The sequence below is a fragment of the Floridaenema fluviatile BLCC-F154 genome (assembly GCF_041929135.1).
Classification (GTDB): Bacteria; Cyanobacteriota; Cyanobacteriia; order Cyanobacteriales; family Aerosakkonemataceae; genus Floridanema; species Floridanema fluviatile.
The window spans coordinates 1-26287 of record NZ_JBHFNS010000056.1 but is presented as its reverse complement, the minus strand read 5'-3'; the positions used below and the strand labels follow the sequence as shown (position 1 = coordinate 26287).

Here is a 26287-nt window from a genome sequence, read left to right as displayed (position 1 = left end):
ATATTATTGAATTTATGATCTAATCAGCTTTCAGGCGCTGCGAGAACTTGAGTATTTAGGAAAAATGCTAGACAAAATTTCCCATTCGGGAGCCGATATTCTTACATGGAGCAATTTAGATTACATTGCTGAACTTGCATTTTGTGAAATCGATGATCAACTAGAAATAGAAGAGGGATCTTGGGAATGGATAGAACAAGCATGGGAAATAATAATCCAAGCAGGAATGGCTAGTTATTCGACTGAAATTGAACATTGTCAAGTAGTCATACGTTTTCTGGCTCTTTTTGCCTTTTATATTGAATTCTATGGCATGGTTTGCGGGAAGGATGCTGAATTTAACTATTTAGTAAACTCTTGGGAAGAAACTGGTATTACTACTTCTCATATTCGACAGCTTGTATGGTCTAAATATGATAATAACCAGGCTGAGGGTCAAGATAATCTGAATGTTAGGGCAATTCAGTACTTGGCAAACAACGAGCGCAAGAAAATACTTGCTGCGCTGGTAGAAGGTTTTGGCAATTTATCAATGCTTTTTGTTTCTCTCTGGCAAAGCAGTCTACCAGAGATTGAGGAAGATAACAGAGAGTATGGAAACTACGAAACTGATGATGAAATCGTCAACTATCTAACCAATGAAGAACTAGCAGTATTTAAGTGGTTATTTTTACAATACGAAAAATATTCAGCGAAATCTTATGAAGATAAGACTCTTCTATCAAAAGCTTCTTCGACTTTGTTGTTTAAAGAAACATGGCTTGAGCAAGTGACAGAGAATATTATTGATAACGAATATTCTTTTTCACTTAAGACATTCGAGTTTACTGCCCAATTGCATAAGGAGCAAACACAAAATTTGTATTCTATTTACAAAGAGCAATTTATCAAGTATGTAGAAAAGCCATTTTTGTCCATATTCTTTAAAATAGTTTCTGAACTACCTAAAATAATTACTGAAAGACTGGATATAGAAAGAAAAATTTTGCATAAACCGCCAAGAAATTTGTATTACGAAATAAGCTGGTATCCTAAAGGAGCAAAATTATCAGATGATGCACATTTATTTATAAGTTTAGGTAACGAATCTCTTAATTTCGGTTTTTTCATCGGTGCTGTAAATCCTGACAATGAGCGATTTTTATTTAATTGTTGTACTTATCCAGAAGCGAGAGAACTTCTTATTAAGCATGACCTAGCTAATAACTGTACGCTTAGTAATACTACTTTGTATTCTTGGTTGCACAATCCTGGTTCCCGTAAACAGTTAAATCATCAAATTATTAGAGCCGATTTTTCTGTAGAAAAGTACAGAGCTATACATTGGTCACCTAAAGAACTAAGCTTTCATATAGCCCAAAAGTTTGAAGAAATTTTCCCCCTAATTTTACTGGCAACTTCTTACGACCCTATGCCAGCAATTAGAGAATTTCTTGGCTGGCGTAATCATCGAAGTATTCCTGTAAATAATCAGATTACTCAAAAACTTGAAACAAGTCAACCAAAACCTAATCATACCTTGAATAAAAACCATCACCAACTAAATCTTGGTATTTCCTCCCTATATTTTGAACGTTCCCTTACAGAAATTTGGCAAACGCTTTCTTCTAAAGATCAGGTTATTTCTAAACTTATTCTCCGTCGCTATTACTTGGCGTTAAAAACTAGAAAATTTGTGATACTTTCAGGAATTAGTGGCACTGGTAAAACATGGCTTACAAAAGTTTATGCTGATGCAATCGAAGCTGAATATTTATTAGTTCCAGTTGCTCCTAACTGGACTACTAATGAAGACTTATTAGGCTACTTCAACCCAATTGATAAACAGTATCATTACACAGCATTTAGCTCCTTCCTAAAACAAGCAGCCGAAGAGTATAAAAATGCTCAAGCTGAGTGTCGCACACCCCTACCTTACCACATAGTTTTGGATGAAATGAACTTAGCACGAGTGGAGTATTACTTTGCCAAGTTTCTTTCAGCAATGGAAGTGCGAATGCGTGACGGATTAGCCGAAATAGAACTTGCACCTCATGAAACAGTCTTACTACCTCCCAACCTTTATTTTATTGGCACAGTCAATATGGATGAAACTACTCACGGCTTTGCTGATAAGGTTTACGATCGAGCACAGTTAATTGAGCTTGAAGTTTCCCGTCAGGATTTATACGAGTATTTAGGGGAAGTAGAATATCGTGAAATTTTAATGCAGATTTGGGACAAAGTACACGAAGTCGCCCCTTTTGCTTTTCGCGTTTTAAATGACATTAAAACCTACGTGAGAGAAGCAGCAAAGTTGAATATATCCTGGGAAGAAGCCTTAGATGAACAATTATTGCAGAAAATTCTACCCAAGCTAAAAGGTACTGATGAGAGACTAGAGCAAGCCCTTAATGATTTCATTATGATTGCTGAAGAAAATAGCTTTCCCTTGAGCCTTGAAAAAGCAAAAAAAATGCTAGATAAATTTAATAATCATGGTTTTACCTCATACTTCTAAACTAAGCTTTATCAGCAGTTCAGGTCAACCACTGAATGCTCCAAGAGAATGGGAACCTGCTCATTTGGAACTGAAATTTCCCCCAGATCAGTGGGAGCAAATAAAGGTTTGGCGAAATGGTAATCACCTCGATCCTTACCTCAAAAAAATCAATGGTAAAAAGCACATTATTGCGGATTGGCAGCGATCTAATCCAGGTAACTATCGAATAAAAGTTGAGTGCAATGGTGAAATTGAAGAACAAGTAATTACTGTATTACCTCGAAAAATTAGTCCCGAAGCTTTCACTCAAATGCTAGAGGATCTTGATACTCGCTTGCCCATTTCAATAGCGATAGCTTTGCAGAGATTACATAAAAATAGTCCTTTAGCTGGTATTCAACTATCCTCAGCAAAAGAAAATCATTGGGAGCAAGAAGTAATTCGCCTAAGTCGGGCTATTAATGGCACAAAAAAACAAATAGGACTAGTTGAAATTCTCAATAGACTTGCTCAAGACCCGCACCAAATTTTTAAAACTAATGAAATATGGGTGCAGCGAGAAAACGTTCGCAGACCTTCGCCTAGTGGATTAATTCAAGCTGTTAGCCGAGGACATAATTTAGATGATAAAAGTCAACCAATTTATCTGCCAGATTTACGAGTTCAACATACTGTAGATGTTTACGAAAACCAGATAGTCAAAATGTTTTATGAACTGGTTTTTCAAAGGACTCTCCGACTACGCAATATCTTTAAAGATACTCCAAAGGGTAAACCATTAGATGAAGTAGAATTGCTACTTAAACAACTTAAAAAAGCTCGAAAACAGGCAACTTTTATTGATGAAGTAAGTCAACTTAAACAAGAACCTAATAATTTGACGATGGTTTTATTAAAACGCCCTGTATATAGTGCTGCTTTAGAAGGATATCTAAATTTTCGGAAAAATTTCACAGTTAAATTAGAGGAATCAGACCTAGATACACCTTTAGAAAAACTATATAACTTATATCAGCTTTGGGCAAGTTTATGGCTCATTGAAACACTCTTAGAAGTGGCAATTCAGCAAGGATATCAAGTTGAAAAAAATTGCTTGCTAGTTAGAGATAAAACAGGAATGAACGTCAGAGTTTTGCCAGATGGAAAGCCAGCAGTAATTTTAATCCATCCTGAGCATAAAACAAGAGTAGGATTAATTCCCGAAAGAACTTATGGGAAATATGGTGAACTTCGTAGCACCACCGATTTTCAACATAAGCCCGATCTAGTATTGGAAATTACATTATTTGATGGATCTCAGCAAATTTATCTTTTTGACCCGAAATATAAGCTAATTCATGAAGAAAACGAAACCCGTGATTGGGATGGAAAACCAAAAAAATCGGATATCGACAAAATGCACGCTTACCGAGATGCTATTGTAGACAAAAAAGAAAACTGTGTAGTTCGCTATGCTGCGATTCTTTATCCTGGTTCCTTTATGTCTGATTCAAGAGCAAAAGTTCAAGCTCTCCCAGCTTATCCAGGAAAAGAAACAGAACTAAAAGAACATTTACGTCGTATTTTAGACAAAGCTCTCAATGTCTTGTAATTGCCTACGGTACGCTACGCGATCGCATCCCACAAAAACCAATATCAATATCTGCGTTTATCTGCATTTATCTGCCTAAAAAAAACCATGTTGGTGCGATCGGCTAGTGATGTGTCTGCGACGGTGAGGCGATCGATCGTTTTCACCACAGGCATACTTTCACCCGTTAGCGCGATGAACTAGTAGTGTTATCCTATTTAAATTGATGGATGAAATTTCTCTTTCTTTACCTACAGAATGTATCCTCCGTCCAGCTAACGCCAGCGATATTTGGGAAATTCGGAAGTTGGTTTTTAGTGCTAAGTTAGATCCAACTCAGTTACGCTGGCAACAATTTTCGGTGATTGAATGTGATAAGAAAATTGTCGCTTGTGGGCAATTGCGTTCTTTTTCTGGGGCGCAAGAATTAAGTAGTTTGGTGGTTTTATCTGCTTGGCGAAATCAAGGTTTAGGAAGTTATTTAGTAAAACATTTAATTCAGCAAGCGAGTCAACCTCTGTATTTAGAATGTGCTAGTTGGTTAGAACAATTTTACACTCAGTTTGGTTTTGTATCTATCTCTTGGCAAGAAGTTCCATCACCGCTGAAAGAGAAATTTCGGTTTACTCAATTTGCAACTAAGGTAATTCCTATAATTTCCTTAAAGGTGATGCAATATCGTGGTTCTACTGAGTAAGCTAGACAGTCTTAATTCCCTCAACACCCTATACATGAATCCTTATAGCTTTTGAGTCTCCTTGCCGCTTCTAATCGCGGTATGTGACATTTTTTTTACATACCGCTGACAAATTAGAACAAATGTACTATAATAGAGATCAAGTTCGATCGAGCTAGAAAATCCTCTCAAAATACCTTTTCCCTGTTCAGTCTTTGTGTTCCTAATCAAATAGAAGTAGGCATTCTAATCAAAAGCAATGCCTAGTCTCAGCTTGTTAACCTAAAAAAAGGACAACCAGCATGAATAATGTTGCCGTAAAAGACAGCAAAACCAAAATTTTAGAAGCATTTCAACGCCTCCTTGCAGAAAAGCAAAAAATTGATTCCAAAGTCGCCACCAAAGAAGAGGAAGCAGAGAAAGAAAAGAACAAAAGAACCATCGAAGTTGCTTCTACCTATACAGTTGATAGCATTGTCAAAGGTTTAGCTGATTTACAATTAGAATTTGGCAGCATTATCACCGGACTTTCTACTAAATTAACCACAGAAACAACGAAACTTGACGAACTTAAAAAAGCCATTGAAATTGAAAATCAGCATTTACAAGAACTGCAACAAGTGCGAGTTGTCGCTGATGCGCTGCACATTTTAACTCAAGAACATCAAGAACAACTTAGAACGATCGAAGAAAATGCCACCAATCAACGAGAAAATATAGATAAAGAAATCAGCGAAACTCGCAAAACTTGGCAGAAAGAACAAGAAGAATTTACCGCAATAATCAGCGAACAAACCGAATTATTAACCGCAGAACGCCAGCGTCAAGAAGCAGATTATCAATATGAATTAGAGCGAAACCGCAAAATTAAAACCGATGAATATGAAGAGTTTCGCCGCAAATTAGAGCGAGAATTACAACAGTCTAATCAAGAAAAAGAAAAAGATTGGACAGAAAGAGAAAGAATTTTAACTGCTAATCAAACATTATTTGAAGAATACCAGAAAAAAGTTGCAGCTTTTCCCGCAGAAATGGACGAAGCGACTAAGAAAGCTTACGGCGAAGGTATTTCGGAAGTTAACCAAGAAGCGAAAGTCAAATCCGATTTGTTTGAGAAAGAATGGGAAGCAAGCAAACAATCTTATGAGTTAAAAATTCAAGCTTTGGAACAAAAAATTCAGCGCCAAACTGAACAAATTACTGAACTTACTAGTCAGCTACAAAATGCTTTGAGACAAGCTCAAGACTTAGCAATGAGAGCTTTTGAGAGTTCTGCTGCTAAAACCAACAAAGCTCAATAATACCAATTCCGGGTTAATTATCTCCCTCTTTCCTCTGCGTTCTCTGTGCCTCTGCGGTTCAATAAAAAAGAGGGTTCATATTTGCAATTTTTGGAGTTGAATAATGGCAGTAAGAAAACCTAACGAAAAAAATACCAAAGCGGAGATTTTGACAGCTTTTAATCAATTGTTGGAAGAGAAAAAAGCGATCGAATCCCAACTGACACAATTAGCCAAAGAACCAAAACAAGTTATTGAAGTTAAGCCAGCGACAGAGACAAAATCTATGAATTCCACATTAAATAATGCCGGAAAACAAAAAATTCAGCAAACAATTGAAAGTCTCGCCAGTTTGCAATTAAGCTTTGGTAGTGCTGTTAGCGATTTATCAGAAAATTTGACCTTAGAAGCTGCTAAATTACAAGAAATTCAGCAGTTGGTGACTACAGAAATTCAAGAACTGCAAGAATTACATAGTTTAGCAGAAATTGATGATGATACTCTCGATGAATTAATTACCCAACATCAACAAAGTGCCAAACAATTCGCTGAAGAATTTAGTCAACGTCGAGAAACTTTAGAACAAGAAATCCTCGCAGCGAAAAAAGCTTGGACAAAAGAACAAGAACAGCAACAACGAACTATTAAAGAACGCAACGAAACACAAACAAAAACTCGGCTGCGAGATGTAACTGAGTACAAATATGAATTAGAATTGCAGCGCAAGTTAAATACTGACGAATATGAACAAGCGCAGCAAAGTTTGTATAAACAATTAGAAGAGTTACAAAAAACTCAAGAAAAACAATGGGCGGAACGAGAAAAAACCATTTCGGAACGGGAAGAACAATTTGCAGAATACAAAACTAAAGTAGAAGCATTCCCGAAAGAATTGGAAGCTGCGGTGAAAAAATCTAAAGAAAACGGTAGAGGATTAGGGCATTATCAAACTAAGGTGAAAGCAGATTTACGCGCCAAAGAAGTAGAAGGTGAAAGACGAGTTTATGAATTGCGAATTCAATCTTTAGAAGAAACAATTCAAAACCAAGAAGCGCGAATTAATAATTTGGCGAAACAACTTGATTCTGCATTAAAACAAGTGCAAGATTTGGCGGTGAAAGCGATCGAAGGTTCTGCCAGTATCTCTTCCTTCCAAGCTGTCAAAGAAATTGCTCTAGAACAAGCTAAAACCAAAACTAATAATAAATAAACTTTTCTTAAATTAAGGTGGGCTAATACCCGCCTTAATTAGCTTGCTAAACCAGCAGCTTGAGGAGATAACATACAAATTAATTGATCGAGTCCTTTTTGTAAATGTCTGCTTACAGTCATCGGGCTAACGCCAATTTTTTTAGCTGCTTCTTTGCGGGGTAATTCCCGGAGAAATACACACTCAATAGCTGCTCTAGTTTTTTCTTCTAATTGATTCATTGCACCTTGTAATTGCTGACGATCTTCTTCTAAATATTGGAAAGCTTGATAGCGAGAATCAGCCAAAGTATCTCCTAAACTAATAGGAACATCTACTTGATTACCAACAGTAGCATCTAAACTTAAAGGTTGACGATTTTGAGCAGCTAATTTGCTTTCTTGCCATTCTTGGATAGACACATCAAGTGCTTTAGCTATTTCTGTATCAGTTGCCGATCGACCAAACTTAGTAGAAAATTCCTTTTGAATTTTTTCGCCATCACTGTAAAGTTCTTGCCAACGACGAGGCACTTTCACTACGCTACTTTTATCACGCAAAAAGTGGAGCATTTCGCCGCGAATATAAGGAATAGCAAACGAACTAAAAGCACAACCTTGATGGGGATTGAAGCGTTCGATCGCCCTAATTAAACCAATATATCCAATTTGTTCTAAATCTTCATAAGGTTCAGCACATTGATGTGTAAACCGATGCGCCACCTTACGAACTAACCCAGCATGAATTTGAACTAATTTATTTCTTTTAGTAACTGAAGGATTATTGTGGTAGGAAATTAGTAATTCCATTCCATAAGAACTAAGATCAATTTGAGTTGCTGACATAAAAATCCTCTGTGGGAAAACCCTTTCTTTAAGTACAGTTCTTAGGCAAGATCTCGTAGGGCAAGAATTAGAGTATTAACCCTATCTGAATTTATTGTCTTTAGTTCAACTCAGATTCACCATCGTTCTTCCACGGAAATCTGTGCAGAGTTGATCTCAGGATTCCGCAGAAATACGTAAGCACTAACGCTAAAGATGCGCTAAAATCCCCACTTTTTTGTCACAAGTTAAACTACCCGCGATGCCCCTTCTAGCTGACAAAGGAAAATCTGGGTAAAAATAGAATTAAATTGCCAAGCTCACTGATTAATCAATAAACATAAACAAGCCAAATGAGCAGTACTAGCAACTTCCGCGAAGCAATTCGCAAATCTCAAGGTCAAGCACTTATAGGCCCTAATGTGATCGCTAACGCCCTCCCTTATGTCGGCGCTGGTTTAGTTTTAACCGCATTAGGCACTTACGGTGGTTTGGGAGTAATCAATAACTTCCCAAACTTATTCTTCCCAACTTTCATCGCCGCAATCATCGTCGAGCTAATTCTTTTTTTTGTAGCCCAAGGTGTTGCACAAAAAGGCAACAATACTGTGGCACTCCCGCTGCTGGCTGTCTATAGCCTGCTAACTGGCTACACTTTGAGTGGATTAGTTTTTGTAGCACTGGGTACCCAAAACGTCGGTATTCCAGGCATTGCTATGGCTGCCCTTGGTTGTGGCGTTACTTTCATCGCTGCCCGTCAAATTGGTTCTAATTTATCCGATACTGACGGCATGGCTTTGGCAAAAACAGTCAGACTAGGCATCATTGCCTTACTGGTAGTCGTTCTTGCCCAATTCTTGTTTGCCATGTTTGGTGTATTCACACCCAGTTGGCTGGAAATTGCGATTTCCGGTATCGGTGTATTTCTGTTTGTCGGTTGTGCTGTGGTAGACTTCTACGTTCTGCCTCGCAGCTATCGCGACGATCAGTATTTACCCGCTGCACTGTCAATGTACCTAACCTACATTAACCTGTTCATTTTCATCCTACGGCTAATTATTGCTATCAATAGTCGCGACTAATTAAGCAGGAGACAGGGGAGCAGGGGGCAAAAAGTAAAATTCCCCTTGCCCCCAATCCCCAATCCCCAGTCCCTTTCTTTCCTTCTGCCTTTTGCAGTTAAGATAAAAAATAGTCGATCGCCACGCAAAAAACCATGCTCGAACTAGTAGACATCAAACGCGACATCGAAAGTTTATCTCATCGCCTGGGTAAAACCCAGGACTATCTTTGACATACCTGCTCTCACAGCTAAAATTCAAGATTTAGAGCAGATAGCGTCTCAACCAGAATTTTGGAACGATCAAGACTCGGCTCAAAAAATACTGCAAGAATTGAATGATTTAAAATCACACTTACAGCAATTTTATGATTGGAAAAGTCGCATTGAGGATACAAAGGCGATCGTAGAATTGCTAGAGTTAGAAGCCGATACTGCATTATTAACCGAAGCCCAAACAAACCTAAGTAACCTGAACCGAGAACTAGAACGCTGGGAATTACAACAACTACTATCCGGGCCTTATGACAATCAAGGCGCAGTGTTGACAATTAACGCAGGTGCCGGAGGTACAGACGCGCAAGACTGGGCAGAAATGTTGCTGCGAATGTATACCCGTTGGTCAGAAAATCAAGGTTACAAAGTACATTTAGCAGAAATGTCCCAAGGCGATGAAGCCGGAATTAAATCTGCCACTTTAGAAATAGAAGGACGTTACGCTTATGGTTATTTAAAAGCCGAAAAAGGCACTCATCGCCTAGTAAGAATTTCGCCCTTTAATGCTAACGGAAAACGACAAACCAGCTTTGCCGGAGTCGAAGTCATGCCAATTCTAGATAACTCCGTAGAATTGGAAATCCCCGAAAAAGACTTAGAAATTACCACCTCTCGTTCTGGCGGAAAAGGCGGGCAAAACGTCAACAAAGTAGAAACAGCCGTACAAATTAAGCACGTTCCCACTGGTATTGCCGTCCGCTGTACCGAAGAACGCTCTCAGCTACAAAACAAGGAAAAAGCCTTAGCTAGACTGAAAGCCAAACTACTAGTTATTGCCCAAGAACAACGTGCCCAAGAAATTGCCGAAATTCGCGGAGATATGGTAGAAGCTGCTTGGGGCAACCAAATCCGTAATTACGTTTTCCATCCCTATCAAATGGTCAAAGATGTCCGTACCAGTGTGGAAACTACTGCCATTACAGATGTGATGAACGGCGAACTCGATCCTTTTATTCAAGCCTATCTCCGTCAAGAAAATCAATTGGTAGAAAGTAACTCTGTTTAGGCAGAAGGGGACTGGGGACTGGGGACTGGGGACTGGGGACTGGGGACTGGGGACTGGGGACTGGGGACTGGGGACTGGGGACTGGGGACTGGGGACTGGGGACTGGGGACTGGGGACTGGGGATTAGGGAAAAACTCCCCCTGCCCTCTGCCCCTCTGCCCCTCTGCCCCTCTGCCCCCCTGCCCCTCTGCCCCTCTGCCCCTCTGCCTAATTTCCGTGTTAACTGTCCTAAATAAATTCTCAGAATCAGTAATCATATCCTGTAAGGGAGTAATTAAAGTTGTTACATTGAAATGGAAAAATGGTAGCTGGTATTTTCTCTAGAATTAAAAATTGGTATGAGCAACCCAACTTCACCCACCCAACCACCGGAAATTTCCCCAAGTGAAACTACTAAGCCACCCGCAGCGACTACTGGCGAACCACAGCCAAGTTATGTGAAACTAGCGATGCGGAACATGGTACGGAAGCGGGGTACTTCTTTGAAACACTTTTTTGTGACGACGATTACCTTGTTAGGGATTTTGATTGGTCTTTCTTATCTAACTCGTTAATTTCACAGAAAAAGTTGATTGGGAATTCGGAATCGGAGGACTTGGTGTGGAAGTAGAACTGAATGTACAGGATTATTTTTCGGAGTCATCTCTAGTAACTGGGGTTGATGAGGAAACCTGGCAGAATTGGTTCTACGCTTGGCTAGAAACTTTGCAACCCGACAATTCCGCAGCAAAAAGCTATGAACTCAGCCTCCGCCTCACTGACGATGCGGAAATTCACTCTCTTAATGCTCAGTATCGTCAGCAAGATAAGCCAACTGATGTGTTGGCATTTGCGGCTTTAGAAGTAAATGTTCCTCAGCCTGATGAAATGCTAGAGTCTTTGCCGCTGTACCTTGGTGATATTGTAATTTCTGTCGATACCGCTCAACGGCAGGCACAACAACAAGGTCATTCTTTGCGAACGGAGTTAGCTTGGTTAGCTGCTCATGGCTTACTTCATCTTTTGGGATGGGATCATCCTGATGATGAGAGTTTGAGGCGGATGCTGCATCAACAAACTAGCTTGTTGGAAACTATTGACCTTGCTATTTAGACAAAATAAGTATCTCTTATTTATTTGTGCAGGCAGTAGAACGGGTTGATTTTAATTTATTCTTTTCCCTGTGTGCTAGACATGAAACTGAATCAACAGCTGATGCCATCAAAAAATTCTAAGTCCTCAAATCGCCATATCGTAGCTACTACTTCCGCTTCTGTGCCTGATGATGTTTCGCCGTCAACGAATAACTTAAAGGAACAGGTGGGACAGTCTAAGCGTGAACTTGCTTGGCAGGTTGCTTCTAATTTGGTAGTAAGTTTTAAGTATGCTTGGGCCGGACTGAGATATGGTTTTGGTACCCAACGTAATTTTCGCATTCATGTTGCGATCGGAATTCTGGCAATTTCTCTAGGCATCTTTCTCCATCTTAGTCCGGTGGAAATGTCTCTGATTGGAATTACGATCGGACTAGTTCTAGCAATGGAGTTAATCAATACGGCTATTGAGTCGGTTGTTGATTTAACTGTAAAGCAAACTTACCATGAGCTAGCTAAAATTGCTAAAGATTGTGCGGCGGGTGCTGTACTAGTTTCTGCGATGGCAGCTATTTTAGTGGCAGGTTCTTTGTTGTTGCCTCCTTTGTTTGCGCTGATGGTGCAATCCAATTTATTTTCAATTTTTGATTAGCAATTTTTAGCAGTAAAATTTAAAATTGTTTTGGTTTTCTCGATCCTTAGCTTTAGCGATCGGGTGAATCTAAAATCGACAGTCGGAAAGCGAAAATTGGTTGGCTAAAGGAGTATAAAAATTTGATTCTAGTAATTGATAATTACGATAGCTTTACTTACAATTTGGTGCAGTATTTAGGAGAGTTAGCTTCTGAGTTTCCTGTAGCTGCTGACATTCAGGTTTACCGCAATGACCAAATTACTTTAGAGCAAATTCGCGAACTTAAACCAAATGGAGTGGTAATTTCTCCGGGCCCAGGAAGACCAGAAGATGCAGGAATTTCTCCTGATTTGATTCGAGATTTGGGTGCAACTTTACCAATTTTTGGTGTATGTTTGGGACATCAAGCAATGGGTTTGGTGTTTGGCGGTAAAATCGTTTCTGCACCTGAGTTAATGCACGGTAAGACTTCTCCGGTTTATCACAAGGGGGTAGGAGTTTTTCAAGATGTGGAAACTCCAATGATTGCTACTCGATATCACAGTTTAGTTATTGAGAAAGCAACTTGCCCAGAAGTTCTGGAAATTACCGCTTGGGTGGAAGATGGCACAATTATGGGTGTCCGTCACCGCGATTATCCCCACATTCAAGGAGTGCAGTTTCACCCAGAAAGCATTCTTACCCATTCGGGAAAACAATTATTGCGAAACTTCCTGAAGTCCCTGTAAGGGTTCATATCATGTCCGATCGATTACCCTCACTGTAGAGACGTTGTATCGTCTCTACAGGGTTTTTGATTAAGGATATTAATCATAGTAAAGTAAAACACCCGCTTTGTATTTTTGTGGCGGGTGTAGCTATTGTTGATTTCAATTAGGTTAGCAATAATACTTTTTAGTCAAGCTCTTCAGCTTGTTTTTTATTCTTAGCAACCAACGCTCCCAAAGATAAACCTAATAAACCCAAGATGGTACTTGGTTCAGGAACAGGGGTAACATCTGCCTGTACTATCCCCTGGTAAGTTCCAAAATTAGCTCCTGAAAAATAAAGCGATCCGAAACCGGGTTGGAAACTTAAAGAATTAGTATTTAGAAAATCGATAGACCCTCCGAAGGGGCCACCTGAACCACCGAAGTTGACAAAACGATCGCTACCATTAGTTCCAATGTTTACAAGAATATTAACGAGTGGCGTTGCAATATCCGTGTTTGTAAAGCTGTTTCCACCAATATTAAAGGAAAAGTTAAAGTTTGATAAAGACGTAAGTGCGAATGTTCCATCTCCAGGATCTCCGTCAAAACTAAATGTTCCTGTTCCTACGAGCGGATCGGTGACAGTGGCATCAGGTGTACTATCAAATTTAAAGTCAAAGGTTAGTGCTTCTGATTTAAGAGTTAAAGTGCCGATCGCAGTTACGGCTACTAAGCTTGATGTTAAAACAGTAAAGATGTTTTTGTTCATTTTTTTCTGGTGTAGTCCACTATCTCAGATGTACTAATATAGATATTAACCTTATGTATATATTTAAACTGTAAAGAAGCTTTTATAGGTCATGAAGATTTAATGAATTTCTAAATTAATGCTTCCAAATCATTGGCGAAATCAACTTGCCCTTGACTAAACTAACTTCAGAATTAAAAAGGCTTGACTCAGCTAACTACTGAGCGATTCTGTTTGGGATTCTGGAGTTGAGACATCGCCCCTGCGATACGATAGTCTAAACTCCAGTAAATAACAAATGACCAAAAACCAAAACTTTGCTATCATTTTAGCTGCCGGAAAATCCACCAGAATGGGAACTTGTAAAACTTCCCTTCCCTGGCACAACAATCAAACACTTCTGCAATATCAAGTAACAGAATTTCTCAAAGCAAACTTTATCCCGATCGTAGTTTTATCATCACAAAATGCTGATTTCCAACCGGAAATTACCCCAGAAACTCAAACAATAATTAACCCCGATACTAGTCGCGGTAAAACTAGTTCTATTCTCACAGGATTAACTCAACTTCCCGCAGATTTCACAAGTTTAGCAATATCAGCAGTAGACCAACCACGACCTAGAGAAGTTTACCAAAAATTGCACTGTTACCATTTATCAAATAAAGCGTTAATTACCGCCCCAGCTTACCAGAATCGCCTTGGACACCCCCTACTATTTTCTCCAGAAATGTTACCTTACTTAAACTCAATTTCCGAAGCAACCCAAGGATTAAGACAAATAGTTAAACAATTCAATTCAAGCATTCAAAAAGTAGAATTTAATCACCCAATAGTTTTAACTGATTTAAATACACCTGAACATTATCAAAAATGGTTTAAATCTCCACCTCTACTAAAGATTTAACTAAAAAATATCTGTGTTTCATCTGTGGTAAAAAATAATCCCCTGCTTCCCACCAAAAAGCCCGATATTACTCTTGATTCAAGAAAGGTGCGTTAACACAGTGTAACGCACCCTACAAAAGCTAATTACTAACAAGTAACAGCGCCCATACTACTAGAAGAAACTAACTTAGCGTACTTAGCTAAAACGCCAGTTTGATAACGAGGTTCTGGGGGTTGCCATTCAGCACGACGACGAGCTAATTCTTCATCAGAAACGTGCAATTGTAACAACCTAGCATGAGCGTCTATAGTAATAGTATCTCCCTCTTGGACGAGAGCGATCGCACCCCCCACAGCCGCCTCTGGTGCAACGTGACCTACCACCATTCCGTAAGTCCCACCAGAAAACCTGCCATCAGTAATCAACCCAACCGAATCACCCAATCCAGCCCCAATAATAGCCGAAGTTGGTGCTAACATTTCCCGCATTCCGGGGCCACCTTTCGGCCCTTCATAACGGATCACAATCACATCTCCAGCCTTAATTTGATTACCTAGAATTGCCTGTAAACACAACTCTTCAGACTCAAAAACTCGCGCAGGGCCAGTAATTTTCGGATTCTTAATTCCGGTAATTTTTGCCACCGCACCTTCAGTCGCCAAATTACCTTTTAAAATCGCCAAATGTCCTTGCTTGTACATCGGATTATTCCAAGGACGAATTACATCTTGATTAGCTGGCGGTTCTTCGGGCACATCTTTTAAAACTTCGGCAATAGTTTGACCTGTAATTGTCAGACAATCACCATGAATTAAATCATGTACTAAAAGCATTTTCATTACTTGAGGAATACCGCCAACTCGGTGTAAATCAATTGCCACATATTTACCCGATGGTTTCAAATCGCAAAGTACAGGAACCTTGGCGCGGATAGATTCAAAATCATCCAAAGTTAACTGTATACCAGCGGCGCGAGCGATCGCCAAAAAATGCAACACCGCATTCGTCGAACCACCGATAGCCATAATTACAGCAATCGCATTTTCGATCGACTTCCGCGTAATAATATCACGGGGAAGAATCTGCTTTTTAATCGCCTCCACTAACGCATAAGCAGACTTTTCCGCACTATCCGCCTTTTCCTCATCCTCAGCTGCCATCGTCGAAGAATAAGGCAAACTCATTCCCATAGCCTCAAAAGCAGAAGACATCGTATTTGCCGTATACATTCCCCCACAAGAACCAGCACCTGGACAAGCTTTGCGTTCAACCTCAACTAATTCCGTTTCATCAATTCTCCCGGCGCTGTATTCTCCCACAGCTTCAAACGCACTCACAACAGTTAAATCCTTACCATTGTGATGACCAGGCTTAATCGTACCACCATAAACGAAAATAGCCGGAATATTTAAGCGTGCGATCGCAATCATCGCCCCAGGCATATTCTTATCGCAACCACCAATAGCCAGAACACCATCCATACTCTGACCATTACACACAGTCTCAATAGAATCAGCAATCACCTCTCGTGACACCAGGGAATACTTCATCCCCTCCGTTCCCATCGAGATACCATCGCTAATAGTAATAGTGCCAAAAATTTGCGGCATTGCCCCCGCAACACGAAGACCAGCTTCCGCCTTCAGTGTTAAATCATTAATACTCATATTGCAGGGCGTAATCGTGCTAAACCCATTAGCAAGACCGACAATAGGTTTAGTAAAATCTTGATCGCCAAAACCAACAGCACGTAGCATAGCGCGATTCGGGGTTCGCTGTACGCCTTGGGTAACAACTTGGCTTCTCAGATTATCGGGCATGGGAAATCCTTATGTGCTTTATCAATACTCATTGGTCAATAGTCATTAGTGATTGGTCATTGGTGAGCAAAATCGTGAAACAGGGGAATATTAAGAGTAATGGAAGTGCAGAATGGGAAAATTGATCTTCCCCCCTCTTAATGCCCTTTCATCCAGTGACCAACAACTTCTCATCTCCCATGACCAATGATGCTCCTATCTGATTCTCTCAAATGCACTGTAATTTGGACGCACAAGATCAGGAAAGTTTACCAAAATGATCCGTTAATTGGGAATTATCTATAGGAAGAGATCCTAAATCCCGGAAGTAGAGCATAGAGTTTTTGCAAATCTCTGGTAATTCGAGAGAATTTTTTCTAAGGTAAGTGCTCCGCTGTTAAATTTACGAGGCAAAGAATAATGAATGCTGATGAACTTTTAGAACGATATGCTGCCAACGAGAGAGAATTCTTGGATCTCAATCTGCATGGTATATCACTGATAGGCGTTGACTTGAGCGAAATTAACCTGCGTGGCTCAGATTTAAGCGAGGCTAACTTAACCGGAGCTTGCTTAATTGGGGCGAATTTGCGCGAAGCTAACTTAAAAGGAGCCATCCTCCGGGCTAACCTTTGTGAAGCTAACTTGATTGGTGCCAACATCGTGGGAGCCGATTTAAGTGCCGCTAACCTCAGTGGAGCTAGTTTAAGAACTGCTCAGTTAGAAGATAGCAAGCTGATGGGAGCTAACTTAAGCGAAGCCAACCTAAGTGAAGCCAACTTGCGCCGTGCCAACCTCAGCGGTGCTAAATTACTTGACGCGCCCATGAGTCGAGCCAATTTAATTAATGCTGTTCTCAGCGGTGCAATTTTAGAGGGAGCTAACCTAACTAATGCGATTCTCAGCGGAGCTAACTTGGAAAAAGCTAAATTGGTGCAAGCTATCCTCAACGGAGCAGTTTTAGAAAGAGTTAACTTAAATGGCGCAGATTTAAGCCGCGCTAAAATGATTGGCTGCAATTTAGCTGGCGCGGATTTGAGCCACACGAATATGAGAGGTGTCAGCATTAGTTGGTCAACCTTGCGTGGTGTTAATTTACAAGGAGCCAATCTCTACCGAGCTAAACTTACTTGGTCTAATCTGACTGGGGCTATTTTACGAGGAGCAATTTTGATTGATGCTAATATCAATCGAGCAAATCTGAAAAATGCTGAATTAGATGGCGCAATCATGCCTGATGGCAGAAGTTATGAGTAGATGGTTGCTGTAATTAAAGGGTGCATCATATCAATTTTAGATTTTAAATTTTAGATTTCACGTTGACCCTAATTCTACTGTTTGGTTCTGGAATTAGATTGTTGGAACGAAAAAGCCAACCCCTAATACTGCTTTTTAATACTAGAGGTTGACCTTAAAGGGGTGAAATAGCTGCTAAATATTACTTTTTAGCATTTGTCCCCTTTGAGCCGTTCAGGAGTCCCCATTCTCCTTTAAGTAGGCTTCTATAGCTTCGGTTGCTAACTGAACCAGTGGCTTACCTTGACGAGCAGCCGTTTGTTTGAGACGGTCGTAAACATCATCGCGGACACTGATACGACGGCGAACTTTGTTTGGGGCCGTACTTTGAGAGGTTGCAGTTGTTTCGGTTGATTCCACGGGCGTTAGAACTTCTGTTTTCTCCATACCAGAATTAACTAGATGACCATTGGCTAACTCTACCTTAGTTGGTGCAGTCTGGTATGAGGTGCTAAAGCTTCTCAGTGCTTCAAATCCTACTCGGTGGCAAAAATCTCCGAAGCTTTCGGGTTTTTCTTGTTGTAATTGTTCTTTGCGGAAGTAAACTAACAGTGGTTCTAAGGCTGTTTCTAGATCCTTGATGTTCAGCTTGTCCATGTAGGGTTCTGCTAACCGCGTTTGATTTGGATCTCCGCCTAACCAAATCTGATAGGCATCGGGTGCTTGACCAACGAAGCCGATTTCTGCTAAGTAGGGACGGGCGCATCCGTTTGGGCAACCTGTCATTCTGACTACGAAGTGTTCTTCTTTGAGTCCGACTTTGACGAGTAATGCTCGCAGTCTTTCGAGGATGCTGGGGATAATTCTTTCGGATTCGGTAATTGCTAAACCACAGGTGGGAAGGGCGGGACAAGCCATTGAGTAGCGAACTAGGGGATCGATTTCGGTTTCGGTTTTGATGCCACAACGATCGAGTATTCCCTGAATTTCTTCCTTAATTTCTGGCTCAATGTCTGCCAAAATTAAGTTTTGATGGGGTGACAAATACATGGGTAATTGGTATTTCTGCACGATTTCTTTCAATGCAGTTTTTAATTGAAAATCCCCTTCGTCTTTAATCCGTCCATTTTCAATGGAAATTCCTAAAAATAGTTTCCCATCTCCCTGTTCCTGCCAGCCTAAGAAGTCTAAATATTTGAATTCTGGCAGGGTTTTAAATGGTTGTAATGGTTTTCCAAAGTAACCTTCTACGACTTTTTTAAATTTGTCTAATCCCCAATCTTCGATCAGGTATTTCATTCTGGCGTGACGGCGGTTGGTGCGATCGCCATAATCCCTTTGCGTTGCTACAATGGCTTTTACTAAGTCGTAAACATCGGCTTTGTCTACATAGCAAATTGGATCGGCTAATCGGGGAAATGTTTGTTCTTGGTTATGCGATCGACCTAAACCACCACCCGCAAAAACATCAAATCCGGTTAATTCTCCCTGAGAATTAGTAATAACAACTAAACTCAAATCTTGAGAATACAAATCAACTGAATTATCCCCTGGAACAGTTACAGAACATTTGAATTTACGAGGCATATAATGAGTCCCGTAAATTGGTTCTTCTTTGTCTTCAAAGTTTGTGCCGTTGGTGTTGCGTTTTCTCGCTGCTACTACTTCCGGGTCTTCTTCTGCGGAAATGACTTTTTCCCCATCTAACCAAATTTCGTAGTAAGCTCCACTTTGGGGGGTGAGTAAATCAGCGATGTTGTTGGCATATTCCCAAGCATATTTGTACTCGGGGCGATTTTTGTAGGGGGCGGGCGGTGCCATTACGTTACGGTTCAGGTCGCCACAAGCGCCAAGGGTGGAACCGAGATTTTTGACTATGGCTGCGATCGCTGCTTTCAAATTTTTCTTTAAAATGCCATGTAATTGAAAACCTTGGCGCGTAGTGGCTCTAATTGTCTGATTGCCATACCGATCTGATAATCTGTCTATGGTCAAATAAAGCTGTGGCGGAATAAATCCCCCCGGACTACGGGTACGCAGCATAAACTGATAGTCCTTTTCCTGACCTTTCACCCGATTATCCCGATTGTCTTGCTGATAAGACCCGTGGAATTTTAAGATCTGGTTAGCATTTTCGCTAAAAGAGTTTGTATCTTCTAAAAGTTCAGTGGCAACTGGTTCGCGCAAATAATTACTCTGTTCTTTTAAACCTTCTACTTTAGAAAGTTTCTGAGTTGTGGCTGTTGGTGTGGCAGGCTGGGTCATGGAACTATTCTGAAATTGTACTTAGGAATTTACCTCAGATTTTCTTTCCCACCCTTAAGTCTGGATGGCGAAACTCTGATTTTTTTAATCCCGGTAATCCGGTCGGAATTATGGATATTATCATATTTTATCACAGTGGTGAGGCAAAACTTTGTTAGTATAGAAACTTTTAGTAGTTACTAATTTTCTTAATATTTTCCGTACAACTACTCAGGAATAATTACCTAGCAGAATTTAGGGAATTAGCGGCAAGATATTAATATTTCTTAAGGAATATCAAAAAATCTTGCAAATTGTTACTTTATAACTTGATAATTAAACTTTAAGGACGACAAGTTCTAATTTTTTTAATGTCACAGTTTGAAAAATGAAAACTGTGGAGTGATCTGCCTATCTTTGCGATCGCGCTGATTTACAAATTAAAATCGCACCTCAGCAAAGATTTTTCCCCAAACTTTCCCAATCATACCAGTCCATTTACATCATTTTCAGGAGTACTCCTAATGTTTGGTTTTATCAAAAACATACTCTCTTCTGACAAATCAGACTCAACCGCACCCAAAGCGAAAAAGCAAAAAGGTTACTTTTTGGAATTAGACGATTCAGCAACTCCTCAAACCACTAATGGCAGTAAACCAGCAGAAACCGCCAAAGCTGAACCAGCACCAGAGGCGAAAGCTGAACCCGCTAAAGCTGAATCAGAAGTAGTAGTAATTGAACCAACCCCAGCAGAAACCAAAGCTGAACCAGCCCCAGCGGAAACCAAGCCGGAACCAGCCGCAGCGGAAACCAAAGCGGAAACTGCTCCCGCAGAAACCAAAGCTGAACCAGCTAAAGTGGAAACCAAGTCAACCAAAACCCGAGCTAAAAAAGCAAAACCTGCACCCACACCCAAGCCAGAAGCCAAGCCAGAAGCAGCACCAACTCCTGCACCAGTAGCGGCTACTCCACCAAAGGCTCAAACTGAACCAGACAAAACCTTTGCGCCCAAGTATCTCATGTCTACTGGCAACAATGGTCGTCGTCGTCCAGGTGCGAATATGAGTTCTTTCTTGGAAATGGCACGTCAGGTCAAAACTTCTAAGTAGTAGTTAATTTGGTGAAAGGAAATGAGGATGGGAACGGAGAGATGGAGAGATGGGGAAATGGGAAGTTCTTGAATTTAAAACTTTCTCTTTAACTCAAAACTCCGAACTTTCCCCTTCTGCCTTGGAGCCTTTTACAAAGATTTAAGGAAAGCGAGGCTACTGTACAACTGAAAAGCTGGGTCCCAGTGGGTTGGCTGTCTGCGGAATAAAGTAATGTGGGATGGAATGCGGTTTAGAAGTTCAATGTGGTCGAGTACAGTTTCAGCAAAGGCGGTGAAATCAGACCAGACTTTTGCTTGTGGCGTTTGATGACTCAAGAATTCGAGTAAACCGTTCCAGTTAATTCTAGTGGTAGCTTGCTCTGGATCGGGAATAAAGGTAATACCTTGCTGAAACTGGTAGTTACTATCCCACAAACGCAGAATGCAGTTTCTCGCTGGTAGGTGTAAGTCACAAAATTGGGCGTAGTCTTGAGTTTGTACTTTGCGCTGTAGCCTGTTGCGGAAGTCGAGGTCTACGACTTCTTCAAAAATCGGCAGTTGTCCTTGGATTAGTTGCGTGATTTCTTGCCAGTCGAAAGTTAGGGAACCTAGCTGACCTTGTTGGTTGTAACAAACTACGGTGGCGTGAGGATAAATTGATTGGAAGTAGCTGATGCGGAAGACGTTGATTTTCTCAATATCGGCTAATTTGATCCAAAAGCAGGGAATTTGTGCCTTAAGTAGCTGTTGACCGTAAAATCGCAGTTCTCCGATCGCACCCGTTCGCAACAACCGCCAACCTCTACTTTGTAATTTTAATCTGGCACTGTAGGGGTCAATATTCATAATTTGGGCAAAGCTTTGGGCGGCTTGTTGTTTAGCCTCGTTATTCACTGGTTCTAAAATTAATACGCCGGGTTCGGTGTCGCTAGGATCGGCTTTTGCTTTAGCGATTTCCTCTCGGCGTTTTTCTTTTTGGGTTTTTTCAAGGTTTTGTAGTCCTTGACGGGCTTGGGAGACAATTTTCGGGTTGCTGGTATCCCGCAATAGCTGACGATAAATGGTTTCGGCTTTTTCCAGTTTGCCTGTGACTTGGTGCAAATGGGCGGCGTACAAGTGTCCCCAAGGGTTTTGGGGCGATTCTTTGAGTAAAAGTTTGAGTAAACGTGCGGTTTCCCGGTAGTCTTTGCGGTCAAATGCGGCGGCGACTTGGTTAATCATTGATTTCTAAAAACCTTTTTTATCTAATATCTCTTATTTAATACTTCCCATTTCTGTGGTTGCTGTTACTAGGGAAAGGGCAACTATTGGGGCGAGTGTGGCGGTGAGAATCCGCTTTCCTAATGATACTGTTTGGAATTCGGCGGCGATCGCTTCTTGTATTTCCTTTTCTGTCCAGCCTCCTTCGGGTCCTGTAGCGATCGTAATTGCTGTATTGGAAGGGGGTATTAAATAATTAAGTAAATGGGGCGAGTTTCCCCTGGCGTAACAAATATATTTTGGTTGATTAACTAGGGAAAAACTATTTTTAAATGGGATTGGTTCGCGGATTTCGGGAACGATTTGGCGTTCGGATTGTTCGGCTGCTTCGTTGGCAATTCGTCGCCAGCGATCGATTTTTTGGGGGCTGGGTTTGAGGATTGTGCGATCGCTAATTACTGGGATAATTTTAGTTACTCCTAATTCCGTTATTTGTTTGACTACTTCATCAAATCCGTTTTTCGGTAAGGCAATAATTAGGGTAACTGAAATCGGTAATTCGGTGTGAATTGCAATTGGTTCGATAATTTCTGCTTGTTGTCCTAATAGTTTTGCTAACCACCATTGTCCTTGTCCGTTCATGGCGATGAAGCGATCGGATTTTTGTAACCGCAATACTCGAATTAAATAATGATATTGTTCCGATGTAAGAGTGATTTTTTGATTTTCAATTTGGTCTGGCGAAATGGTTATTCTTTGAAGTTGATTCATTTTAGAACGCAGATAAATGCAGATGTTTATAATGGTTTATGGTAGGAGTCGGAGGTTAAGGATTTTTTACCACAGATGTCCACAGATACACACAGATGAACACAGATGTAAATATAGCTTTACTGTTGGGAAGTGGAAGTTTTTTTAAGTTTGGATATTTTCGGGATTAGCGCGAATTACTTGTCTCACTTCCATTAAAATTACTCCTAGTCTGTTTTTACCACTACCGTCAGCGCCACAACCCCAGTAATAATCAATTGGTGAGTTTTCTACTATTTCTTCTTCTCCTGTTCCTAGTAATATTTCCCGAATATCTGCATGGCTTTGAAATTTTTTTAATACGGCTTTTCCCATAATTTCTTCTTTGACTTGTTCCCAATCGGGACGCAAAGGACGTTTTCTGTCTCGTCCCATTTTGGCAGCATCTTTGGGGGTTTTTACTTGGCGAATTTGCTCACAATGAGGTGTTTCGGCAAACTTTTGGGCTTGAAAATAATGTTCGGTTGTTGACCAATAAACTCCTTCTAATTCAAATCCGTGAGGTGAAAAATTGGAAAAGCAGCCATAACGATCGCGAGTACTGTAAAAATAAATAGTCATGATTTTTCGCTTGGGACAATTTTCCAGATTTAATAGCAGTGTGAAAGTTAAGTTTTGCCAATTTCCGGGCATCGGGAACAAAGGTTCACCAGCAAAGTCAATCCCTTGAGAAATTATTTCTCCCAGTCCCCAGTCCCCAGTCCCCAATCCCCAATCCCCAACTCTAATGAAAAAAGAGGACGATCTTTCGGTATTATAGAGAACTGTCTTACCTAGTTGACCGATAGGTTCGGCTGTTCACACCTTCTGGAGATACCGCAATGTTAACCCTGAAAGTAGTTGTCAATGTTGTTGTTGCCTTCTTTGTCTTACTGTTCGTCTTTGGATTCCTATCTAATGATCCTTCTCGTAACCCAAAACGTCGCGATTTGGAATAAAACGCAGTTAAACCACCTCCTAGCTTCTCTGGGCGGGGTTTTCCTCGCCCTAAAAGCTATTTATGCAGTTGGGGCTGTGCGTCTGGGTTGTTCGATCGCTTCGTTGGGGTGAAAAATGCCCTACCCAGATTTGCCACCGGAACAGCCTGCGATCGTGCAACATTTACCAGCCCAAAAGCTTGTCCCTAAAGACTTGGGCAAAAATTCCGATCGAGTTGCACCAAATGCCGAAATAGCGGCTAATTCGCCAGAAAAAACTGATGCTGCACCGCTTCCTGCTAGTACGGCTACTAGCGCCGCTTTGTTGGGTGAAACTCAAGGTTTGGGAATCTCGCAACCAAGGGAAGTGGTAGTTAGCGATTGGAAACAAGAACCAGCTTTTCCTGAAGCTACAAGTTTGAGTTTTCAGAAACAAACCGCTGAGGAATTAAACTTCCTCTTGGAAGGACATATCGCCCCGACGATTGGCCCAATTGAAATTCAGTCCCCAACTTCCCAATCTCCGGGAAATGTTCCGGCTTTGGTGGGAATAGTTGAGGTATCGTCAGATCGCCAAGAGTTCGATATCTTTCGCCAAATTTTTACGGCTGAAGGTAATGTGGTGGTGCGCTACCAAGGGGGGGTACTGGATGCCGATCGCGTACAAGGAAATTTGGCAACTCGCGTCACGGTAGCAGAAGGTGATGTGGCTTTTCGCCGCGGAAATCAGCTGTTGCGTGGCGAACGTTTGGTTTACAATTTTGTCCAAGATACGGGGACTTTGGAAAAAAGTCGGGGGGAAATTTTTGCCCCTACTAGTGGTGTGGAGTTGACTTTTGACTCGGAAACTGCTTTGGCGAATCCGGCTTTAGTGGTCGATCGCCCGTTGAGCGATCGCCTCCTAGAAGACCAACCCGCGCAGCGCGTCACAGGGGCAGCTGGGTTGACTTTTTCTGTTGGGGGTGGGAGAGCAAATGTTAATTTACCCCCTGTCAGAAGCGGTCGCCAGGGTCAAGTAAATCGCATCCGCTTTGAGGCGGAAAATCTGGAATTTTACCCTAGAGGTTGGACGGCGACCAATGTTCGCATTACAAATGACCCATTTTCACCTCCAGAGTTGGAAATTCGGACACCAAGGGCGGTATTAACTCAGGAGTCGCCGTTACGCGATGTGGTAGATACGGTTAGACCGCGGATCGTTTTCGATCAGGGTTTTTCCCTACCGCTTTTACAATCGCGCTTTGTGTTCGATCGCACGGAACGAGAACCACCAATCGCCCGTTTTGGTTATGATGATGGCGATCGGGGTGGTTTGTTTATTGAAGCACCTTTAACTTATTTTTTGGGCCCAAAAGTTAGATTGCGTTTAACACCTCAATTCTTTCTCCAAAGAGCAGTTTTTGAGGGTTTTGGTAATCCCGCAGAATTGTTTGGTTTAAGAACTATTATGACCGCAAGTTTAACGGAAAGAACTGCGGTTGTAGCTTCGGTAATTGTGAAAAATTTTAACTTTTGGGATGAACCAGAAGATAAAATTCGGGCTTCTTTAAGGGCACAACAAATTATTGGTACTACTTATCCTCATCGGTTATCGATCGAGTATAGTTTTCGCGATCGCTTATTCAATGGTTCTCTAGGTTTTCAAGATGTTCACGAATCTTGGGGCGCTGTCTTACTTTCTCCTGTAATTCCTTTGGGAGATACCGGAATTAATCTCACTTATCAATTAGGCGCACAATATATTACGGCAAATACCGATCGCTTAGATTTATTACCACCTGTATTTACCAATGTTCGCACTCAATTAGGTCGGTTTCAAGCCGCTGCTACTGTCAGTCGCGGTATCTTTCTTTGGCGCGGAAAACCTTTACCAGCAACTCCAACTGAAGGGTTAAGATATACTCCCTATCCGGTAATTCCTTTTGTCCAAGTAGTACCAATTTTGTCTGGTAATACTAGTTTTTATACCAGTGGCGATACCCAAAGTTCTTTAAGTGCAAGTATTGGTTTACAAGGTCAATTCGGACATTTTTCTCGTCCTTTTTTCGATTATACTGCTTTTAATATCCGTTACACTCATGTACTTTTAAATGGTTTATCTCCTTTCTTTTTTGACCGCATTGTTGACGATCGAGTTTTATCTTTTGGACTGACTCAACAAATTTATGGGCCATTTAGAGTCGGGTTTCAATCATCAATTAATTTGGATACTAGAGAAAGCATTAGCACCGACTTTTTCTTAGAATATAGTCGCCGTACTTACGGGGTGACTGTTCGTTATAACCCAGATTTACAATTAGCTGCTGTTGTCCTGCGTGTCAGCGATTTTAATTGGAATGTTGGCGCTGAACCTTTCCAAGGTTCTGGGGTTCGTTTTGTTGATACAGGTGTGATTCGGGAAACAGATTAGTTGCGGACTGGGGACTAGAAAATTCGATCGAGATACTAGATTTACCGAAAAAATTGGGTCTAAAGCCCCGTCCTTGCAGGACGGCTTTATTTATGATAGGATATTTGCGTAGGATTTTTCCACGCAAATGATTGTCCTAGAGTTTAAGGCTAAAGGAAAAACAACTCAATACACTGCTATAG

The 26287-nt window shown here is 40.9% G+C and carries 24 protein-coding genes; 17 read left to right on the top strand and 7 right to left on the bottom strand.

What is annotated here, in order from left to right; all coding sequences use genetic code 11:
- Window positions 1–64 precede the first annotated feature (64 nt).
- From ACE1B6_RS13515 to ACE1B6_RS13490, 6 genes are all read left to right on the top strand, one after another.
- Window positions 65–2500 carry an McrB family protein gene (locus ACE1B6_RS13515; protein ID WP_413257762.1) on the top strand — a complete coding sequence of 812 codons (2436 nt, stop codon included), beginning with the start codon at window positions 65–67 and terminating at the stop codon, window positions 2498–2500.
- A complete protein-coding gene (locus ACE1B6_RS13510; RefSeq protein WP_413257761.1) occupies window positions 2478–4073 on the top strand; it encodes a DUF2357 domain-containing protein in 1596 nt (531 codons plus the stop codon). The genes ACE1B6_RS13515 and ACE1B6_RS13510 overlap by 23 nt, the downstream gene beginning before the upstream one ends.
- A complete protein-coding gene (locus ACE1B6_RS13505; RefSeq protein WP_413257760.1) occupies window positions 4074–4256 on the top strand; it encodes a hypothetical protein in 183 nt (60 codons plus the stop codon).
- Window positions 4257–4278: 22 nt separating this feature from the next.
- A complete protein-coding gene (locus ACE1B6_RS13500) occupies window positions 4279–4749 on the top strand; it encodes a GNAT family N-acetyltransferase (protein ID WP_413257759.1) in 471 nt (156 codons plus the stop codon).
- A 281-nt stretch (window positions 4750–5030) separates the two neighbouring features.
- Window positions 5031–6029: a coiled-coil domain-containing protein gene (locus ACE1B6_RS13495; protein ID WP_413257758.1), complete on the top strand. Its 999-nt coding sequence runs from the start codon at window positions 5031–5033 to the stop codon at window positions 6027–6029.
- 103 nt (window positions 6030–6132) lie between these two features.
- Window positions 6133–7218, top strand: a complete 1086-nt coding sequence (locus ACE1B6_RS13490) for a coiled-coil domain-containing protein (protein ID WP_413257757.1) — start codon at window positions 6133–6135, stop codon at window positions 7216–7218.
- A 38-nt stretch (window positions 7219–7256) separates the two neighbouring features.
- On the opposite strand, the gene ACE1B6_RS13485 is transcribed toward ACE1B6_RS13490, so the two are convergent.
- Entirely contained in the window at window positions 7257–8042 is a 786-nt protein-coding gene (locus ACE1B6_RS13485) for an RNA polymerase sigma factor SigF (RefSeq protein WP_413257756.1), read from the bottom strand.
- A gap of 332 nt (window positions 8043–8374) precedes the next feature.
- Here ACE1B6_RS13485 and ACE1B6_RS13480 point away from each other — a divergent pair, with 332 nt between their 5' ends.
- The 6 genes from ACE1B6_RS13480 to ACE1B6_RS13455 all read left to right on the top strand — a co-directional run bounded on the left by ACE1B6_RS13480 (window position 8375) and on the right by ACE1B6_RS13455 (window position 12798).
- A complete protein-coding gene (locus tag ACE1B6_RS13480) occupies window positions 8375–9103 on the top strand; it encodes a Bax inhibitor-1/YccA family protein (protein ID WP_413257755.1) in 729 nt (242 codons plus the stop codon).
- Window positions 9104–9237: 134 nt separating this feature from the next.
- Window positions 9238–10363 (top strand): peptide chain release factor 2 gene (gene prfB / locus ACE1B6_RS13475; RefSeq protein WP_413257754.1). Its coding sequence is split into 2 segments (ribosomal slippage): window positions 9238–9312 and window positions 9314–10363, totalling 1125 coding nucleotides; the frame shifts between segments, so codons are not numbered across the junction.
- Window positions 10364–10701: 338 nt separating this feature from the next.
- On the top strand, window positions 10702–10917 hold the full coding sequence (locus ACE1B6_RS13470; RefSeq protein WP_413257753.1) for a DUF3285 domain-containing protein: 216 nt from the start codon (window positions 10702–10704) through the stop codon (window positions 10915–10917).
- A 46-nt stretch (window positions 10918–10963) separates the two neighbouring features.
- Window positions 10964–11455 carry an rRNA maturation RNase YbeY gene (gene ybeY / locus ACE1B6_RS13465; RefSeq protein WP_413257752.1) on the top strand — a complete coding sequence of 164 codons (492 nt, stop codon included), beginning with the start codon at window positions 10964–10966 and terminating at the stop codon, window positions 11453–11455.
- An 81-nt stretch (window positions 11456–11536) separates the two neighbouring features.
- Complete coding sequence (locus tag ACE1B6_RS13460; RefSeq protein ID WP_413257751.1) at window positions 11537–12088, top strand: diacylglycerol kinase; 552 nt, start codon at window positions 11537–11539, stop codon at window positions 12086–12088.
- A 122-nt stretch (window positions 12089–12210) separates the two neighbouring features.
- Entirely contained in the window at window positions 12211–12798 is a 588-nt protein-coding gene (locus ACE1B6_RS13455) for an anthranilate synthase component II (RefSeq protein WP_413257750.1), read from the top strand.
- Between the two features lie 166 nt (window positions 12799–12964).
- Here the strand turns inward: ACE1B6_RS13455 and ACE1B6_RS13450 are convergent, their stop codons facing one another.
- Window positions 12965–13531 carry a PEP-CTERM sorting domain-containing protein gene (locus ACE1B6_RS13450; RefSeq protein ID WP_413257749.1) on the bottom strand — a complete coding sequence of 189 codons (567 nt, stop codon included), beginning with the start codon at window positions 13529–13531 and terminating at the stop codon, window positions 12965–12967.
- Window positions 13532–13808: 277 nt separating this feature from the next.
- On the opposite strand from ACE1B6_RS13450, the gene ACE1B6_RS13445 reads away from it, so the two are divergent.
- On the top strand, window positions 13809–14417 hold the full coding sequence (locus ACE1B6_RS13445; RefSeq protein ID WP_413257748.1) for a nucleotidyltransferase family protein: 609 nt from the start codon (window positions 13809–13811) through the stop codon (window positions 14415–14417).
- A gap of 128 nt (window positions 14418–14545) precedes the next feature.
- On the opposite strand, the gene ilvD is transcribed toward ACE1B6_RS13445, so the two are convergent.
- Window positions 14546–16219, bottom strand: coding sequence for a dihydroxy-acid dehydratase (ilvD, locus tag ACE1B6_RS13440; RefSeq protein WP_413257747.1), 1674 nt, complete (start codon window positions 16217–16219; stop codon window positions 14546–14548).
- 399 nt (window positions 16220–16618) lie between these two features.
- Here ilvD and ACE1B6_RS13435 point away from each other — a divergent pair, with 399 nt between their 5' ends.
- Complete coding sequence (locus tag ACE1B6_RS13435; RefSeq protein ID WP_413257746.1) at window positions 16619–17455, top strand: pentapeptide repeat-containing protein; 837 nt, start codon at window positions 16619–16621, stop codon at window positions 17453–17455.
- A gap of 213 nt (window positions 17456–17668) precedes the next feature.
- Here ACE1B6_RS13435 and sir read toward each other — a convergent pair whose 3' ends face one another.
- Window positions 17669–19699: a sulfite reductase, ferredoxin dependent gene (gene sir, locus ACE1B6_RS13430; RefSeq protein WP_413257745.1), complete on the bottom strand. Its 2031-nt coding sequence runs from the start codon at window positions 19697–19699 to the stop codon at window positions 17669–17671.
- Window positions 19700–20202: 503 nt separating this feature from the next.
- Between sir and ACE1B6_RS13425 the strand changes: the two genes are divergently transcribed.
- Complete coding sequence (locus tag ACE1B6_RS13425; RefSeq protein WP_413257744.1) at window positions 20203–20787, top strand: hypothetical protein; 585 nt, start codon at window positions 20203–20205, stop codon at window positions 20785–20787.
- Between the two features lie 131 nt (window positions 20788–20918).
- Here ACE1B6_RS13425 and ACE1B6_RS13420 read toward each other — a convergent pair whose 3' ends face one another.
- From ACE1B6_RS13420 to ACE1B6_RS13410, 3 genes are all read right to left on the bottom strand, one after another.
- Entirely contained in the window at window positions 20919–21989 is a 1071-nt protein-coding gene (locus tag ACE1B6_RS13420) for a tetratricopeptide repeat protein (protein WP_413257743.1), read from the bottom strand.
- A gap of 33 nt (window positions 21990–22022) precedes the next feature.
- Window positions 22023–22739: a 16S rRNA (uracil(1498)-N(3))-methyltransferase gene (locus ACE1B6_RS13415; protein WP_413257742.1), complete on the bottom strand. Its 717-nt coding sequence runs from the start codon at window positions 22737–22739 to the stop codon at window positions 22023–22025.
- Between the two features lie 144 nt (window positions 22740–22883).
- Window positions 22884–23339 carry an NADAR family protein gene (locus tag ACE1B6_RS13410; protein WP_413257783.1) on the bottom strand — a complete coding sequence of 152 codons (456 nt, stop codon included), beginning with the start codon at window positions 23337–23339 and terminating at the stop codon, window positions 22884–22886.
- Between the two features lie 260 nt (window positions 23340–23599).
- Between ACE1B6_RS13410 and ACE1B6_RS13405 the strand changes: the two genes are divergently transcribed.
- Entirely contained in the window at window positions 23600–23716 is a 117-nt protein-coding gene (locus ACE1B6_RS13405) for a photosystem II reaction center protein I (RefSeq protein ID WP_413257741.1), read from the top strand.
- Between the two features lie 115 nt (window positions 23717–23831).
- Window positions 23832–26105: a DUF3769 domain-containing protein gene (locus tag ACE1B6_RS13400; protein ID WP_413257740.1), complete on the top strand. Its 2274-nt coding sequence runs from the start codon at window positions 23832–23834 to the stop codon at window positions 26103–26105.
- Window positions 26106–26287: the final 182 nt, after the last annotated feature.

Excerpts from the sequence above, each read along its gene's own strand:
- ACE1B6_RS13460 (WP_413257751.1), top strand. The coding sequence starts at position 11,537 with ATGAAACTGAATCAACAGCTGATGCCATCAAAAAATTCTAAGTCCTCA.
- ACE1B6_RS13445 (WP_413257748.1), top strand. The coding sequence starts at position 13,809 with ATGACCAAAAACCAAAACTTTGCTATCATTTTAGCTGCCGGAAAATCC.
- ACE1B6_RS13405 (WP_413257741.1), top strand. The coding sequence starts at position 23,600 with ATGTTAACCCTGAAAGTAGTTGTCAATGTTGTTGTTGCCTTCTTTGTC.
- ACE1B6_RS13495 (WP_413257758.1), top strand. The coding sequence starts at position 5,031 with ATGAATAATGTTGCCGTAAAAGACAGCAAAACCAAAATTTTAGAAGCA.
- ACE1B6_RS13480 (WP_413257755.1), top strand. The coding sequence starts at position 8,375 with ATGAGCAGTACTAGCAACTTCCGCGAAGCAATTCGCAAATCTCAAGGT.
- ACE1B6_RS13450 (WP_413257749.1), bottom strand. The coding sequence starts at position 13,531 with ATGAACAAAAACATCTTTACTGTTTTAACATCAAGCTTAGTAGCCGTA.
- ACE1B6_RS13510 (WP_413257761.1), top strand. The coding sequence starts at position 2,478 with ATGGTTTTACCTCATACTTCTAAACTAAGCTTTATCAGCAGTTCAGGT.
- ACE1B6_RS13515 (WP_413257762.1), top strand. The coding sequence starts at position 65 with ATGCTAGACAAAATTTCCCATTCGGGAGCCGATATTCTTACATGGAGC.
- ACE1B6_RS13435 (WP_413257746.1), top strand. The coding sequence starts at position 16,619 with ATGAATGCTGATGAACTTTTAGAACGATATGCTGCCAACGAGAGAGAA.
- ACE1B6_RS13490 (WP_413257757.1), top strand. The coding sequence starts at position 6,133 with ATGGCAGTAAGAAAACCTAACGAAAAAAATACCAAAGCGGAGATTTTG.
- ilvD (WP_413257747.1), bottom strand. The coding sequence starts at position 16,219 with ATGCCCGATAATCTGAGAAGCCAAGTTGTTACCCAAGGCGTACAGCGA.
- ACE1B6_RS13500 (WP_413257759.1), top strand. The coding sequence starts at position 4,279 with ATGGATGAAATTTCTCTTTCTTTACCTACAGAATGTATCCTCCGTCCA.
- ACE1B6_RS13410 (WP_413257783.1), bottom strand. The coding sequence starts at position 23,339 with ATGACTATTTATTTTTACAGTACTCGCGATCGTTATGGCTGCTTTTCC.
- ACE1B6_RS13425 (WP_413257744.1), top strand. The coding sequence starts at position 20,203 with ATGTTTGGTTTTATCAAAAACATACTCTCTTCTGACAAATCAGACTCA.
- ACE1B6_RS13485 (WP_413257756.1), bottom strand. The coding sequence starts at position 8,042 with ATGTCAGCAACTCAAATTGATCTTAGTTCTTATGGAATGGAATTACTA.
- ACE1B6_RS13470 (WP_413257753.1), top strand. The coding sequence starts at position 10,702 with ATGAGCAACCCAACTTCACCCACCCAACCACCGGAAATTTCCCCAAGT.
- ACE1B6_RS13420 (WP_413257743.1), bottom strand. The coding sequence starts at position 21,989 with ATGATTAACCAAGTCGCCGCCGCATTTGACCGCAAAGACTACCGGGAA.
- ACE1B6_RS13415 (WP_413257742.1), bottom strand. The coding sequence starts at position 22,739 with ATGAATCAACTTCAAAGAATAACCATTTCGCCAGACCAAATTGAAAAT.
- sir (WP_413257745.1), bottom strand. The coding sequence starts at position 19,699 with ATGACCCAGCCTGCCACACCAACAGCCACAACTCAGAAACTTTCTAAA.
- ACE1B6_RS13400 (WP_413257740.1), top strand. The coding sequence starts at position 23,832 with ATGCCCTACCCAGATTTGCCACCGGAACAGCCTGCGATCGTGCAACAT.